This is a genomic window from Enterobacter cloacae complex sp. SYL001 (assembly GCF_049237025.1).
GTDB lineage: Bacteria > Pseudomonadota > Gammaproteobacteria > Enterobacterales > Enterobacteriaceae > Enterobacter > Enterobacter intestinihominis.
In genome coordinates this window covers 1-15303 of sequence record NZ_JBMKJI010000039.1, presented here as the reverse complement: position 1 = coordinate 15303, position 15303 = coordinate 1, and the positions used below count along the sequence as shown (strand labels likewise).

Below are 15303 nucleotides of genomic sequence, written 5' to 3'. Positions count from 1 at the left end.
TGTTTAAAGAAGCATTATCCCGTTTTGATGAATTTAAGAAGGATTCCAAAGAATGAAGATTAACTTCACCCCTGAAACTTACGAGGCTCTGATCAATCGGGCTAATCGTGAAAATAAAGCCGCCGCCGCACTGGTGAGCGAATTAATAACAACAGTCCTTAACAAAGAGGAAACCAATGAACCAAAGAAGAAAAGTAGTAAAATTCGTTGATGCAATTTGCGGATCTGGAAAATCCACCACGTTACAGCACTACATCAAATCAAGTTTATTAACAAACTCCGAAGCAATTCCCCCTCGTTATCTTCTCGTGATGCCAACACATGAATTATGTGGACAGGTGAGGGAAGAACTAAAAGACAGACGGGTGAAGAGTTTCCATGTGGACACCGAAACAGAAGCGGTAAGACACCTAATTTCCACCTTGGAATACGATTTCCAGCATTCGGTTATTATCTGTACACATCAATGTTTCATTCATTACTGCTATCGTGCAGCGCTTGAAACGGAACTTCAAAACCTTCTCCGTAATTTCAGTATCTTTGTTGATGAAATCCCTGATGCAATGTTTGGCGCTTACATCAAAGTGCAGCATACCAAACGGACGGAACAAAATTTCCCATTCCTGGATTGGCTGGAAGAGCGGGACGGATTGTTATTCCTGAGTGAGGATAAGCGTGAAGATTTCTACGACTATTGGCACGAAACAGAGGCGAATGGTGCTGAGTTAAAGCGCCTGCTCTGGGCGATTATGCAGGGTGCTGGACTTCTCTACGAAGAGAATAAACACCTGTTTGCCTTCACTGCTTCACCAATTATCAGATCTGTAGAATGGGCTGAACAACTTACACTCTTAGGTGCTGGCTCTTCTCGAAGTTTGTTTGTCTGGGCTGCTGAACATCTGACGAAATACGAAGTTGAGGAAGCTGGTGAAGATTTACAGCCGCCACTTGAAAGACGTAAACATAAGCGTGTACCGATCTCCCTGGTCGCCGTATGTGAAAACAGATGCACCTTGTCAGCATTACAGGAAGTGTTTCACGAACATCTCCAGGAAATCATCCAGCGCGTGCCTGGTGAATTTATCTTCGCTACCAACAGAGATAAATCCCTGTGTCAGTTTACTACGATAGGGGATGAAATTCTTACCGATGCTTCCCGTGGTATCCGTGTTTCAATGGCTTCCTATGGCCTGAACCATTACCAGCACATACACAATGCAGCGTTTCTTGGTTGCAGTAATCTTGATAAAGATTTCCAAGGTAAATGGCGGCAGTATGCGGAGCTTAACGGCTGGAATGTTGAAGAATTTGAACATAAGCAACGCTCCGCGATGAATTATGAACGGTGCTACCAGTTTATTAGTCGTACATCTATCCGTAATGCTGACACTGATCACCCTCTGGTGTTCGTAGTACCTGATCTGGCAACTGCTGAATACATCAAAGAGCATTATTTCCCTGGAGCAAAGATTGAATGTCTGAAATTTGGGAAAGTGAGAAAGAAAGTTAAAGGTAACAACACCCGTAAAGAAGTACAGGAACACAAATCCAAAGGATTGACCCAAAGACAAACGGCTGAACTAATGAAGAAAGGGATCGCCACAATACAACGCCACTGGAACTAATCAGGAGGACTAATTGATACAATACATAAAACTGAACAACACAAACCAGATACAGATCAACGATAGCGGGAAGGGCGTTTACCATGCCTTGGTTTGGTTCTGGAAAGGACGTAGGACTCGCATTTCTTACGGAGAGCTATCTGATAAATCCGGTGTAAGTGATCACGGGATCAGGTTCTGGCTTCGTGCGCTGCGCAACATTGGTGTGATTGAGATAGATGATGAAAGTAGCTATTTATCATTCACGCTGAAACACATCGAACGAGACAATGTAGAATTTATCTACTCTAATTTCTAAAACTCACAATAGGGAAACTTTTATGATCATCGCTATGTATTGGTTATTTGCATTTTACGCAGTATGGACATTAACGAGAAAACACGGAAGTTTCCCTCTACGAGGAATGAATGGGAAAAAGAAAACGTAACGTAGTTACAAAATTTGAACGAAACGCACAATCATTATTACGAACATCTGATTTTCAAAATCTATCTCGCCTTTCGAAGGAATACAATTCTGTTCCTGGTGAATGGCAAACTACAATAATTGAAGAGAATAGCCCTGCAATGTCTCCTGACGAGATGGGCGCATTACAGGATATTCTCAATAGCTGCCCTGGTGCATTCTGGAAACCCAGGAAGATGAAAATCTTTAATGTGGATTCTTCAAATCTTCACAAATGGCAAATTCTTAATTTCTCCTCATACGAACATTATTGCGGCTGGCTTTCGGTTAATCACCTTAACAATTTAACCCGCGACTTTGACACCCTATTTGATACCAAGGAACATTATGACTCTTAACACTATGGACACCGTGAACATCGTGAACACCCTTATTAACTCTTTCCACGATATCTGGCATCTACCAGCCCTGCGGCTTGTTAATAAGGCGTGGCGTGAGAGAACGCCCTCCGCGCTCCTGGAAGCGCTGCAATACACCGAGCAGGCAATCACCGCCCTTGAACACTGGAGCGCTGCTGTAGAGCACCTGGTGCAGATGAACGGGGATACCGTCACCGTGGATCAGGCGTGGCGCATTGCGAATGACCTTGAAGAGCTTGCTTGCTCCCTGCAATACATCACCGCCGAACTTGCGGAACTGGCAGGAGCCATTGCCGAGAAATACGCAGTAAGTGAATTTGAATAAAAATGCAAAGAAAGTGAATAAAATGTCGATTTTGGTATTGACAAATTAACAGAAATGTTATAGAATAAGAAGTAGGGATAGTATTCGAATCACTTCTCCCATAGATGGCTACTCCTCCCTTGTAGGGTAGCCCTCTTCTCTAAAATCATTCCTTCTTGATTTTTGGTTGTGTCCTTTATTGCTACGTTTCGTTTGTTTCTAACAAGGGATCTCCACTGCCTTATTTATTGCCTCTTCTCAATGAATAGGGGATATCCGGTGGAGAACACCTTCTAAGGGTAGTAATTCACAACGAGTGATTTTATAGAAGAGCAATCCCGCTCTTTACAACTGAAATCGTTATACGTCTTTATAATGCGCAGTTGTCAGACAATACAGAGAATTCAGACACTGGAACATTTTTTCTTTAGTCGAGTTGTATTGTCTCCTTATTAATTATTAAGTCGAAAGGCTTGGTAGTGATAAGAAATTCCAATAGGCGAACATTCATCCTAAGCGTGTTTTGCAACGACACGGAATGATCCCCAGGCTGGTTTATAAGATTTCCAGCTATCCCAAAGAAGCGGCTTTATTGCCGCTTTCTTTTTACCCACAGTAACAAAAACGTTATAAATACGAGGAAACGACAATGTTTCTGATGAATAAAGGTGAGAGTTTGACACTCTCTGATGAAACTATTACGGCAGTTTCTAAGCTACTTAACATTTCTAAAGAAGAGCTAATCAAAGAAACTGAACGTTTATTTAAAACCAAAGCAGCTAATAAAGATACATCCTACGGATTGAAAGACAAGTTATCAGCATTAGCGGCAAAGAATAAGGACTGATAACACAATGTCATTTAACGACCTAATCCGAGCATCAGTGGTTTGCTACGTAGCAGATGGTATTTTGCAGGATTCTTTAATCAAACTGGATGCTGGTATCTCTACCGATCTCCCTGTCGGGGCTGTGGTGGACGAAGACGGCGAATCAGCCGCAAGCACTGGCTCAATTGCGTATGTACTCGTAGAACCAGCGAAAGCAGGGGATAAATATCTGATTGTTGCCAATCCGGTAATGGTGGTTCTGAATGCGGAAGCTCTGGAAACATCTCTCGATCACGCTTCTGTCGTGGCGACCCTTTTAGCTAAAGGCTATGTCTTTGCCGATTATGGCACTGTTGCACTGCGTACCACATAAGAATAATAAGGAATAACAACATAATGTCTTACACCGATCTATTTTCTGGGAAAATGTATGATTTCGCCTCTCCCTTCGAGATCAGCGTTGCCCCCAATAATGTCATCTCGAATTTAAATCTATTTAAGATTGAACATCACCAGCTAAACCGCATTGCAATTGATACCAGCATTATCTCTGATAATCTGACTGCACCGGAACAGCCAGCCTACGCACAAAGCGCCTGGGGTACGGCACGCCGTCCAGAGTTCAGCACTCAGCTTTATGGTCTTCGCTACGTGAACTCTTTAAACTCCGTAACCTCGCGTGATCTGGAACAGTACCGCAGCCGTCAAATTCCAGATGTAGGCGATCAGATTACGCTGGCACTGGCTGATTTCTCTGCCGCCCAATACAGTCAGATTCAAAACAGTATCGAGCTTGCACTTTGTGAAGCCCTGTTGGAGCTGAAACAGGACAGCGACTACACCGATCAGGGAAACTTAGATTTCCTTGCAGGTGGTGCTAAAACGCAGTTCACGCTTGATGCAAGCGACACAGCGAATATCTTTGAACAGCTAACGCAGATTAACCGTATTCAGTCGGTAACTCTGGGTGAAGGGCTGGCAAAACAACGCCGTGGTATGGTGATTCTGGCAGCAGGAAAGGCCGCAAGCGCCCTCCGTTACCATTCAAGCATTTCGCAGTTTATGACCTACACCCTGAGCGTTAACAATCCTGATAACTTCTTTACCAAAGTGCAGACCGATAACCCTGGGCTTGAGTCCTGGCAGTTAAACGGCGTTACCGTGATCGATGTTACCGGAATCCCTTCCATTGCCTCCCGCATTGGCGCTGATGGTTTCGTAGCGATCCCACTGCTTGATAACAATGCTTTCACTCTGCATAGCGGTGTGGGTACTCGCCACGCTACACAGGGCAAGGGTGCTGATCTGGTTCATCAATACGTTGTGGTTGATCAGCAATTTGGTTTCCCTTCTATCTGTTCCGAGTCTTCATTCCTGCCGTTCATCCCACAAGTGGTGGCACAGTCGATTGTATTCGGTAGCTTGAGCGCTTAACGAGCGTAGACGGTAGTTCTAACCGTCTGAAATAAAGAAGAACTATTTGAATAGGGCGTGTGAACGTTGGGAACATCTCCCCAGTGTTCCCGCCCTTTTTTATTTCCAGAATAAGAGGAAAGATGAAATTGGAACTTATCCTAAAGAGTCGAGGCTTGCATTTACAACTTAATGATACGAATGCCGAGCAACTACTGAATTTAGCAGCCGTATCGAGAGCACTTGATGTGAGCTATTCAAATTTAAGACAACTCATTTTCAAAGGAATGAGTGTATCAGATGCGCTTAATTATCTTGTGAACGAAAAGAAAGGCGGTGAATAATCATGCTTGAAATCCACACAAGTTCTATCAAGAACACGGTGAAATTTAGTGTTGATCGTAATTCAATGAAAGAAGCTATGGACGCTTTCGATCAAATTCAGAAGAAAGCTAAAGGCATTAAAGATCCCACGTTGAATATGAAAAAATTCAGCCAAGGGCTTAAATCTGCTGAAAGAGAATTAGACAAGCTGAATAAGAAAGCGTCAAAGCCTCGTAATAGCGATGAACGAGAAAAGGCAAGGGCAGCTAAGGCGCAAGCCCGTGTAGAGGCTCAGGCAGCGAAAGAGGCCGCAAGAAACGCACAGCGCCGTGAACGGGCTGAATTGAAGCTATTGGACACTGCCAGCAGCTTTAGAAGTATGCAACACCTTACCAACGTCGAATTAACCCAGGCGGCATTACAGGCCAGCAGGATCACTAAGGCTTATGCAGCAGGTACTATCTCATTACAACGCCAAAACAGCGAGATCAAACGACTCCAGCAGAGCTACAGACGCATTAACGCTGAGCGTAGGGCTGCGGCGAAAGCGGGAGGGGCTAACGCTCTTGGTGGCGGTGGTAAGGCTACAGGGGCTATCTCTGGCTCTCTGATGGGCTTAGGCACTGGTGCGCTTGCTGGCGCTGGTATTGGTGCGGCGGCTTACGGTGCTTATTCATGGGGGAAAGAGGCTGTTACAGCACAGGAAGAGCGTAGCGAAATTGTGCAACGTGCCAGATTGGGCGGTGTAGATTATAACTTTTTACAATCGTTAGGCCAATTTGCACAGGCTAATGGTATCGATAGCGGGATGGGAACCCAGGGAGCCAGAAAAAACCTCGATGTAGCAAAAGATGTTTCTGAAAAGCTCGCAGATGGTGCGTTGAATGCGAAACGTAATAAACAAGGTGAATGGACAGGAGCACCAACAGGTATTAACACCGCTTTGAATATGGGGTACACGCCTGAACAGCTTAAAGAATGGGCTAAAAATCCGTTTGGTTTTGTCTCTTCATATACCAACACAATGCAATCTAAAGGATTGAGCGAACAAGAAATTTTGCACAATCTTGAAGACCTCGGGGACGATCTCGGACTTTACGCCAAAGCCTTTATGAATGGCGGGAAGGCTCTTACTTATCAGGTGGACGTGCTCAAGCGTAACGGGCAGTGGCTGGATGAAGCACAGCAGGATCAGCTTGTGGCCTACCGTAAGTTTAATCAGGAGCTTAGCATTCTCTCCGATAGCCAGAAGCTGGCATTCTTCGAAGGGTTTATGTCAGAGATTGACCCTGAAACCATGCGAGAGTTTAAGGACGCTATGCAGGAGGCGTTACCCTTCTTTCAGGGTGTCGGACGGGCTGCGGGCGATGTGGTGGATGGTCTGATGAAGCTAACCAACTGGATCACAGGTAAGCTCAACCTACTCAATGGGGATAACACCTCTAAAGAAGCTGTTAGCCAGCATTACGGCACTACGTCAGCACCTGTACAGGCTGGAAGTAATCCAGTGGCTAACGCCTATGGAGCCAGCCAGCCGAAAGCGGATGGTCATGAGCATAATGTATTCGACACAGTGCGCGAATGGTGGAACGGGACAAGCGACGCTAAGGACGTGAGCAGCTACGTGCAGAGCACCAACGGAGATTACTCTCCTGTTTCGATGTTGAAACAGAGTGCAGCAGCGCCCGCTAAGCCAGCCAGTGCGCCGATCATGCAGCCTGTAGTATTGCAGAATCAGCTACCGGAAGGGCTTATCCATCTAACTATTTCTCCTGATCCGACATTCGGAAACATGCTTAATGCTACCGTTGATCAGCGTATCAATGATAACAATCAGCGTATGGTGCTGGCTGTTTCATCTGGACAAGGGACGGGGGGCTAAATGGCAACACCAGGTAGTTTAACTATCGGGGGCAGCGATGCCTCCCGTATCAATTCAACTCAGAACAGTAATAACAGCAGTGCTACCCGCACCAAAGGTGAAAACGGATTCACCATCCTTGCATCTGTATATAATTCGTCCTCAGATAGCTATATTCAGAACTATCAGGCGATAGTGTTTGATGCCGTGACGGATACGGGAATACGCAGACAGGCTGATATTACCAGCTATCCCGTTGAGAGCGGGGCAGAGGTGAGCGATCACGTTCAGATTAAGAATAATACATTCAAGCTATCGGGGATTATTTCCGAAACTCCGGTGAGGCTGGAAAAGGATTTGTTATACAGCGCTGGTGTGAATGGCACTCGTATCAGTCAAGCTATCGAATACCTCGATAAGATGTTTGAAAGTCGCCAGCCCATCACATTAGTGACAGAGCACAAAGTGTACGATAATGTTATTCTCTCCGGTATTTCCTACGATTATAAATCTGAATACGCGATGCAATTCGATCTTGAATTTGAACAGATCAGGCTTGTCAGTAAAGCTACAGTTAATGTGATTGCAACTAAAACGCAGGGAAATAAATCTGTAGGCGGTACGGTGAAACAGAAGGTGGTGAACAATGCACCTAAGAAAACTGAATCTGACACTGTTACGACGGAGTTTAAAAAATGAGGGGCTTATGCCCCTTTTTTGATGGTTTCAACACTAAAGCAATGAATCCACATTTTTAAAAGGGACAGATTTAAAAAGATAGCCCTGTAATCCCCAAATTCCCACCTCACGCAGTAACCCCATATGATCTCTATTCTCAATCCCTTCAATAATAATTTTGTCGCAGTGTTTTTTGATTGATGCAATCAACAGGTTGAAGGTTGGTTTCTGCACCTGTTCATTAAAGAAGCAGCGATCTATCTTTACAACCTCAAAGTATCCTTCGATCAAACTAACTACATTCGCGTTTCCTGCGCCAAGGTCATCGAGCCATAGCCCATTTACACCCTGGCTCAGCGATTTTAATAAGGGACTTTTCAATCCCTTATCCAAACCAGGGAAATGCTCAGAAAGTTCAAGTTTGACGAATGGCATAGATTCAAATGCTTTTATCAATGTTTGATCGTGCCGAACGAGAAAAGCCATTTGTTGATCAATGTTTAGTGTGCAAAAAAGTTTATTTCGTTCGAACCACTTTTGTTTGCTGGAAATGATACCGCATTGTTCGTATAGAAAGAGCCGCTTCCTATCTAAATCCCAAGATGAAATAACAAAGTCAGGATGACAAGGACGGCCATCATTGGAAATGAAACGAGTTAAAAGTTCAACGCCCATTAATCTCTCGTCAACATTCATTATTGGGTCTGCAATATAAATGTGTTCCATACTAATTGCTCATTTTAGTTATGTACTGATTATCATCTAAAAAATACCATTTATCAATAAAAGCGATCAATAATTTGTTTTTGATCGTTGTAATCTATTAATTTTTGGTGGTTGATTTTTTTAAAAGTTGTTTGAGTAAATAAATTCTGTCATCCTTTTTTATCTTTTATTTATTATTTATCAATTGGTTGGTTGTTTTTTTTGTGAGAGCTAAGCTCGCAGGTATGAGCAAGGTGAATAGCAGCGCATCAAAAAAATAATTTGACATTAGTTATAAATTTATGCGTGGGGAGCTTGCTCCTCTTTGTTTAATTCTGGGAAAGTGATCTCTGGATAGGCCACCATTTCCACATAGTCGGATAGCTCTTTCATGGAACACCCCGCGCTGTAGGTTTTGAATGCTTCTGTGGCAGCGGCTTGGGAAGAGTGTCCCGTGATGTAGCCGATCCGTTGTTCGGGTACTCCGGCACGGTCGAGACACGTGATAAAATGCCCCCTCAAACTGTGAAAGCATTGACGGTCTGTAGCCATAGGCACTACGCGACGCCGTAAGCGGGTGAATGCTTGGGAATAGAATGGTCCTTTCTTACCGTCTTTGCGTTCAATCTTGTTAGCCTGTGGTAACAGGTAATCTCCAGTGTTCAAACTCAGATAATAATCCACCATGCCGATCAGAAAAGCATGGATAGGAATGTGTCTAATCCCTGCCTTCGTCTTGGATTTGCTAATGTAGAATGTCCGTATCCCTTCCACCATAACGATCTCTTCTTTCTTCAAGCTGGCTATTTCGTCCAGCCTTGCACCAGAGAACAAACCGATCAGAATAACTGCTCGTAGCTCTTCGTCTGCTTCGTTGAGTAGTGTAGATAGCTGATGCCATTCAAACGGCTGATAGCTTTCAATTGTGCGCCGCGCTTCAAGGTTGTGACCATGAAACGGATTTAGGGGGGCTATAGCGTCATAGCGGCGTTTGGCGAACTCGTAGAGGCTACCTAACGATGTAAGCCAGTTTTGCACGGTCTGGGGCGCTACATCGCGTTTCTGCTGCTCTTCTATGAAGTCTGTAACTAATCGGCGTCCAATCTGATCCAGGCTGATATCAACTTTCCCAATACTCTGGAGAAACACCTCAACGGCTCGCGCCGATTTGCTCAGTGTGGAGAATGATCTCCGATCCTGGTAGGCAGTAGCGTATTCATCTCGTAAGAAGCACAGGTGAGGAATCGAACTGGCTCGCTCTTCAATCAATGGTTTATTCTTGTTCTTCCTGATTTGAGAGTGCAGGGAAGTGATCGCAAGCTGAATACGCTTATCCTCAGTATCAGGCTTGAACTGTTCTTTAAGGTTGTTCCACTCTACCAGCATGTGGTTACGGAAGTGACGCGCCTTGTAGATATCTCTTGTCCCTGTACTTTTCCGATACAGGCGCTTCCCGCCGAACATGTGACGCATATAAGACGGGATGTAGATTTGAAACTGCCATACACCGTCCGGTGAAAGATAAAGATACTCCTGGCCCTTGATTGTCATGAGACTGATCCTCTAAAATCTCGCAATCAAGTATCAATAATAGTTACTATGTTGATTCGATGATCGTCGCGTTGCGGAAATTATGAAACAGAGTTTCGATTCCCTTCGCCCGCTCCATGACCATTCTTAAAGTCTACTAACTTACTGAATCCTAAGGGATACGGCTTAAAGCCTTCCAATAGTTTTACTCACTGTAACCAACACTGTGACTAACTTTGTTGAAGTAGTGAGCAGACCTAAGGTCTCAGTACATGCTCAATTCAAGAACCTACCTTTATCAGCGTAACGGTGTCTTTTACATCCGTCTTAGGATGAAGACCACGGGTCGCCTGACCGCTTCGCTTCCTTCTCACAACCGTTATAAACTAGCGTCAGTATCACTACGGACTAAGGACAGACGCACCGCTATGGCTCACTCTCGGCACATCAAGTCAGCACTGAAGGCAATACACGCAGACAACCCTAGCGCGTCCTATGAGGAACTACGGGAGCACCTGAAGACCATTGTTGAGTGGGAACTTAGTGTCAGCCGTGATGACCTGAACGACCCTGAGTCCTACCAGCTTTACGTTGACCAGTACGATGACATTAAGTCCAACCTTCGGGAAGCTGTAGCGACTGAGCGTCTGACTGTAGACCAGCATCGCTATATCAATGACGTTATCGGTGTGCTTAAGGCCTGTCAGGATAGACTCAAGGGTGATAGCTCTGGCCTGTTGTCTTACCTTGAGCCTGAGACTAGTAGTCTAAGACCGTCCGTCTCCCTATCTGTATCATCGGAGCCTGAAGTCCCTGAGCCTCTCGTGACTCTGGAACGAGTAACTAAAGCTCTGACCCTCGCGTCTCTCATTGAGCAGTACGAGCAGGAGAACGCCCAGAACTGGAAGCCAGCGACCCTAAGCGAGAACCGAGCGTCACACTCCACGCTAATTGAGATATTCGACCATCTGAATATTCAGGATGTCGGCAAGGCGACCCGTTCAGATATGCTCAGGGTCCGTGAAGTCCTCCAGCAGATACCGAAGAACCGCAAGCAACGCTTTAAGGATATGCCGCTGTCTGACCTGCTGAACCGAGAGTCTAAGACTGACTGTCTGGATGTAGTAACCATCAACAATAAATATCTTATCAAGATGGCTGCTGTCTTTAAGTGGGCGGCACGCAACGACCTGATAGCTAAGAACCTGACAGAAGGTCTTGAGCTGAAAGTCGCGCAGCGTAAAGCGTCCGACGCTCGTGATGCGTTCAGTCCTGAGCAGGTAGGGCAACTACTGGTAGCCGCTAAAGCGTACTCGCAGAAGACCTCAGGTAAGCCATACCATTATTACGTCACCGCTCTGGCTGCGATTACAGGTGCGAGACTTAACGAGGTGGCTCAGCTACAGGTCAAAGACGTCAGGGTCACTGAGGCCGGGACCGTGTATATCCATATCAACGAAGACGATAGCAGCCTGCCGGGTAAGAGCATCAAGAACGCCCATAGTGACCGCTGTGTCCCGCTGGTTGATGGCGCTTATGGTTTTGTATTGGCTGACTTTATGTCACTTGTGGAAGACCGCAGAAAGACTGTGGGTGATAATGCTATGGTATTCGATGGCCTCAAGCTAATGAAGAACGGCTACGGTGAGCAGGTGAGCAAATGGTTTAACCGAACGTTGCTACCGAAAGTCCTCGCTGACCGTAGCGGCTTAGCGTTTCACTCGTTTAGACATACAGTTGCGACCCAGTTAAAACAACATGGGGTCGAGTTAGCGTATGCTCAGGCGATTATGGGTCATAGCTCAGGGTCGATTACCTATGACAGGTATGCGAAAGAGGTCGAGGTAGATAGACTGGTTAATGTGATGGCTGGTGTTTATAAGGAGACTGAAGTAAATGGCTGATTATTATCCGGCAGTGTATGGTGGTACTGCTTTTAACTGCCCGAATTGTGGCGCGTATTCTCAACAGCGTTGGGTCCGCTTAAAATATGGCTCTAGCGTGATGTATGAGACACCTTTCGCCTTTTCTAAATGTGAACGATGCAGTGAGAAGGCCTATTGGTATGACGAAACTATGATTATACCAGCGTCAGCAAATATTGAGATGCCTAACCCGGACATGCCAGACGACTGTAAGGCCGACTATATGGAAGCCAGAAGCATCGTTAATCTATCCCCTAAAGGCGCTGCTGCGCTTCTACGCTTGTGTCTTCAGAAACTAATGGTCCATCTCAAGGAACCGGGTGAAAACATTAACACTGACATTCGGTCTCTCGTTAAGAAAGGACTCCCTGTTCGTATCCAGCAGGCCGCAGACATTTGCCGAATCGTCGGTAATCAGGCAGTCCATCCTGGAGAGATTAACCTTGATGATGACCCGAAGTTAGCTCATGGTCTCTTTAAGTTACTGAACATTATTGTTGATGACCAAATTACGAGACCGAAAGAGCTTGAAGATATGTTCCTAAGCATGCCTGAAGGCCCGCGCCAAGGTATTGAGAATCAGGATAAGAAGGCGAGGGAACAGCAACAGGCCGCTAACGAGTAGGGCTGACGGGGAAGGGGATTAAACTATCACTATAGGGGAGAGACCCTAAGTCACCAGACTTACCAGCAGTCACCGACCCACACATTCATTAAGTCTCAGGCTTCCGGTAGCGGACCGATTGGAAACCATCCGCAGACGCCTAGTGTTAAAATCACCTTGGCCTGAGACCATTATCTTTAACGTAGGTTATCTTCCCTTTTGACAGGCGGGGAGCAGAAGACCACATCCGACTTTAAGTTGGCTCTGTGATAATCGCTGCGCGGATAGCTGAAGAACCAAGACACCATTACTGAGGTCTGCCATCCATTTGTGGACAGGCGGAAACTCAAAGAGGTTAGACCAGTGGTGGTGTCTGAGGTTGGAGCTTTGAGATGACCAGCAGGCTGGAGGAGACCATGAGTTTGTCTTGTTATGGATTGTGTTTATCACAATTCCAATAAGAACTTTAAGTCCAGCCTCCAGTCCTGCCAATCCGAAGTAAAAACTATGGTCGCTATGATGTGGTCTCCATGCTTCGGGTCTCATTGGAAGTCCTGAACACTTTCGCGTCAAGTTCTCCGAAGTTCATTACTGTTTGACTAAAATATCACTATAGGAATGACACCGAGCAAATACTTATTTCTGCCTCTAGTCTTGATGCATCAAGTCATGCGGAAATATGCTGCTATCCGTTCACTTCTATTTAATGGTCATCCCCGACCAATCAATCCAATTCGCTTTCGTAAGCACTTTCGGCGGCTCCACTTGGTTGCGCTGAATTGGTGTGGATACCCGCAGGGGACGAGAGTGCTTAACTAAAGGAGCAACCTTTATTATGTCTATCAAATTAACGACCATGCAAGCCGCTTACCTTACTCGTGCAATGACTACAGGCGGTGGATTAATCGAGCTTGGAGAATTGGCTAAGGGATTGGGTAAACAGAAAGCCCATGTGGTCCGTAAGCTGGAAGCTAATTTTGACAAAGAGCGGCTTTCCAAAATGGAAACCCACTTAACCGTAATGGGCGGCAACCATAAGAATGTAGCCCAGACCGTCAAAACCTACATGCTCGACTACAAGACTGCTGGCGCTCTGGCGATGAGCTACGATCTTCAGTTAGGTGTAGAAGTCCTCACGCTGCTAGAGGAGGCCGTTCAGACTATCGGCGCTATGACTAGGGCCGTGCAAGCAGGAGATACACAAGCAGCACTTGAGGCGTCATTATCGTTCTCTGAGCGTATGCGTAACCGTCTGGAATATACGTCCGGTGAGACAGAAAATGAAACCCGTAGCGTAGCTTTAAAGCGTCTGGGACGTAAAGGAGCTAGCGTATGATTGACCCGCGTACTCCCGAGGGACGTTTGACCCTACGTTACCGTGGTCTCCGTACTTCACTACTTTTGTCGATGCTTGGTTTGGATAAAGACGCCACGGATAACCGACCGTTTTATTCTCGTAATGAGCTAATAGAAAGATTGGTTATCCGTGATATGGAAATTAACCGAGGAAATAAGTAAGGAATCCTCTGGTCACTGCGTCAGTAAATCCCACAAGTAATGCGATAGCCGAAGGGATGATATTAATTGCTGCGACAGAAAGTGATTTTATTATTCTCTGTTCTTTGGATGCCTTTATTAAAACCGCAAAGATAAACACTGGGATGAATGCAAGTAGGGCTACGGTGATTATACGTTCAAGCATATACAGTGTGTGCCAAGTTATCCCACCTGTTATATATCCAGCGCCGTATCCAACTGCATAAAAGCAGGCCAAGTAAAGCAATAAGCTAATAGCTAATTTGGGCATAAATCATTCCTGAGTGTCTTGGTGAAAGATGGGCGTAGCTTAGCAAATAGCCATATCCCTATTGATCGTTTGTTTCAATCATAATGTCTTCAATTGATCGTTCAGAGTGATCAAACCTAACCCTATTTAACCTTTTGAGATGACCGATGCGGGGAGACGCCGCAGGACTAAACACGCCTGTGGTCGACCGATAGTCTCAACTCTCAAGAGGAGTATTTACTATGTTATTCAATAACCAAGACTGGAAACTGTCAGTCACCGATATCAATCTTTACGAGAATACTGTGAGTCTGGACGGTCAGTCCTATCCGTTGTCCCTCGCTATCAAGACCCTCATTCCGGGCTACCTGTCCGGCCTGCCGTCTACCAGCCGCGAGGCAATGGAGTTACTGGAAGCTCTGGCTGAAGCTGGTGTAGCTATTGGCAACTTCTTCAGTAATGACCTGATGACCGCCTACCAACGCCGCCAGATGAATAAGCGTGTCGAGGCTGAGCGTATCGCTAAAGAACTGGCGTCTCAGAAAGACCGTACCCGCGAAATGTTCATGACCGAAGACGGATGGCAGAAAGAGCTACAGCGCCGTGAACAGGTCAAAGCTGAACGCCGGACCTATGGTGAGAACCTCCGCAGTTCTACCCATTCCGCTGGTCGCTCCCGTGCCGCTATTGTCGCTGACCTTGAGTCTGGCGCTAACTGGATGGACAGCTTGTAAGCAAGCGACCCTCATCTAAGAACACACACGTCCCTGACTTCCTGTTAGGGACTTTGTAGTGGTTTACTGAATTTGGCCACCTGAACAGAGGTGATATGCTCATCTCAGAACATTACAGGTGCCTCAATGAAAAAAAGAAATTTCAGCGCAGAGTTTAAAC

18 protein-coding genes are annotated in these 15303 nt (G+C 45.7%); 15 read left to right on the top strand and 3 right to left on the bottom strand.

What is annotated here, in order from left to right:
- Window positions 1-52 precede the first annotated feature (52 nt).
- The 10 genes from ACOTZP_RS22545 to ACOTZP_RS22500 all read left to right on the top strand — a co-directional run bounded on the left by ACOTZP_RS22545 (window position 53) and on the right by ACOTZP_RS22500 (window position 7880).
- Window positions 53-211 (top strand): hypothetical protein, encoded by a 159-nt coding sequence (locus ACOTZP_RS22545; protein WP_013098602.1) that lies wholly within the window; start codon window positions 53-55, stop codon window positions 209-211.
- Window positions 177-1625 (top strand): hypothetical protein, encoded by a 1449-nt coding sequence (locus ACOTZP_RS22540; RefSeq protein WP_048218518.1) that lies wholly within the window; start codon window positions 177-179, stop codon window positions 1623-1625. The genes ACOTZP_RS22545 and ACOTZP_RS22540 overlap by 35 nt, the downstream gene beginning before the upstream one ends.
- Before the next feature lie 408 nt (window positions 1626-2033).
- Entirely contained in the window at window positions 2034-2429 is a 396-nt protein-coding gene (locus ACOTZP_RS22535) for a hypothetical protein (protein WP_032623407.1), read from the top strand.
- A complete protein-coding gene (locus ACOTZP_RS22530; RefSeq protein WP_080781177.1) occupies window positions 2419-2775 on the top strand; it encodes a hypothetical protein in 357 nt (118 codons plus the stop codon). The genes ACOTZP_RS22535 and ACOTZP_RS22530 overlap by 11 nt, the downstream gene beginning before the upstream one ends.
- Window positions 2776-3403: 628 nt before the next feature.
- On the top strand, window positions 3404-3601 hold the full coding sequence (locus ACOTZP_RS22525; protein WP_032625265.1) for a hypothetical protein: 198 nt from the start codon (window positions 3404-3406) through the stop codon (window positions 3599-3601).
- 7 nt (window positions 3602-3608) lie between these two features.
- On the top strand, window positions 3609-3956 hold the full coding sequence (locus ACOTZP_RS22520; RefSeq protein WP_048218516.1) for a hypothetical protein: 348 nt from the start codon (window positions 3609-3611) through the stop codon (window positions 3954-3956).
- 23 nt (window positions 3957-3979) lie between these two features.
- Window positions 3980-5017, top strand: a complete 1038-nt coding sequence (locus tag ACOTZP_RS22515; RefSeq protein WP_058660485.1) for a major capsid protein E — start codon at window positions 3980-3982, stop codon at window positions 5015-5017.
- A gap of 122 nt (window positions 5018-5139) precedes the next feature.
- The gene (locus ACOTZP_RS22510) at window positions 5140-5340 is read left to right on the top strand and encodes a hypothetical protein (protein ID WP_223863116.1); all 201 of its coding nucleotides are present in this window, start codon (window positions 5140-5142) and stop codon (window positions 5338-5340) included.
- Between the two features lie 2 nt (window positions 5341-5342).
- The gene (locus ACOTZP_RS22505) at window positions 5343-7202 is read left to right on the top strand and encodes a hypothetical protein (protein WP_048218512.1); all 1860 of its coding nucleotides are present in this window, start codon (window positions 5343-5345) and stop codon (window positions 7200-7202) included.
- Window positions 7203-7880 (top strand): phage baseplate protein, encoded by a 678-nt coding sequence (locus ACOTZP_RS22500; protein ID WP_013098598.1) that lies wholly within the window; start codon window positions 7203-7205, stop codon window positions 7878-7880.
- Window positions 7881-7913: 33 nt separating this feature from the next.
- On the opposite strand, the gene ACOTZP_RS22495 is transcribed toward ACOTZP_RS22500, so the two are convergent.
- Together ACOTZP_RS22495 and ACOTZP_RS22490 are read right to left on the bottom strand one after the other, a co-directional pair.
- A complete protein-coding gene (locus ACOTZP_RS22495; protein WP_044157545.1) occupies window positions 7914-8585 on the bottom strand; it encodes an EAL domain-containing protein in 672 nt (223 codons plus the stop codon).
- A gap of 279 nt (window positions 8586-8864) precedes the next feature.
- Window positions 8865-10115, bottom strand: coding sequence for a tyrosine-type recombinase/integrase (locus tag ACOTZP_RS22490; RefSeq protein ID WP_003862885.1), 1251 nt, complete (start codon window positions 10113-10115; stop codon window positions 8865-8867).
- A 251-nt stretch (window positions 10116-10366) separates the two neighbouring features.
- Here ACOTZP_RS22490 and ACOTZP_RS22485 point away from each other — a divergent pair, with 251 nt between their 5' ends.
- From ACOTZP_RS22485 to ACOTZP_RS22470, 4 genes are all read left to right on the top strand, one after another.
- On the top strand, window positions 10367-11998 hold the full coding sequence (locus ACOTZP_RS22485; protein ID WP_421633789.1) for a tyrosine-type recombinase/integrase: 1632 nt from the start codon (window positions 10367-10369) through the stop codon (window positions 11996-11998).
- A complete protein-coding gene (locus ACOTZP_RS22480; protein ID WP_104917935.1) occupies window positions 11991-12644 on the top strand; it encodes a DUF4145 domain-containing protein in 654 nt (217 codons plus the stop codon). The genes ACOTZP_RS22485 and ACOTZP_RS22480 overlap by 8 nt, the downstream gene beginning before the upstream one ends.
- An 814-nt stretch (window positions 12645-13458) precedes the next feature.
- Window positions 13459-13959 (top strand): hypothetical protein, encoded by a 501-nt coding sequence (locus ACOTZP_RS22475; protein WP_414658577.1) that lies wholly within the window; start codon window positions 13459-13461, stop codon window positions 13957-13959.
- Window positions 13956-14141, top strand: a complete 186-nt coding sequence (locus tag ACOTZP_RS22470; protein ID WP_102750008.1) for a hypothetical protein — start codon at window positions 13956-13958, stop codon at window positions 14139-14141. Before ACOTZP_RS22475 ends, ACOTZP_RS22470 begins: the two co-directional genes overlap by 4 nt.
- Here ACOTZP_RS22470 and ACOTZP_RS22465 read toward each other — a convergent pair.
- A complete protein-coding gene (locus ACOTZP_RS22465) occupies window positions 14122-14430 on the bottom strand; it encodes a hypothetical protein (protein ID WP_001542332.1) in 309 nt (102 codons plus the stop codon). The genes ACOTZP_RS22470 and ACOTZP_RS22465 overlap by 20 nt on opposite strands.
- Window positions 14431-14651: 221 nt before the next feature.
- Here ACOTZP_RS22465 and ACOTZP_RS22460 point away from each other — a divergent pair, with 221 nt between their 5' ends.
- Window positions 14652-15143 carry a hypothetical protein gene (locus tag ACOTZP_RS22460; protein WP_257440690.1) on the top strand — a complete coding sequence of 164 codons (492 nt, stop codon included), beginning with the start codon at window positions 14652-14654 and terminating at the stop codon, window positions 15141-15143.
- Window positions 15144-15303 lie beyond the last annotated feature (160 nt).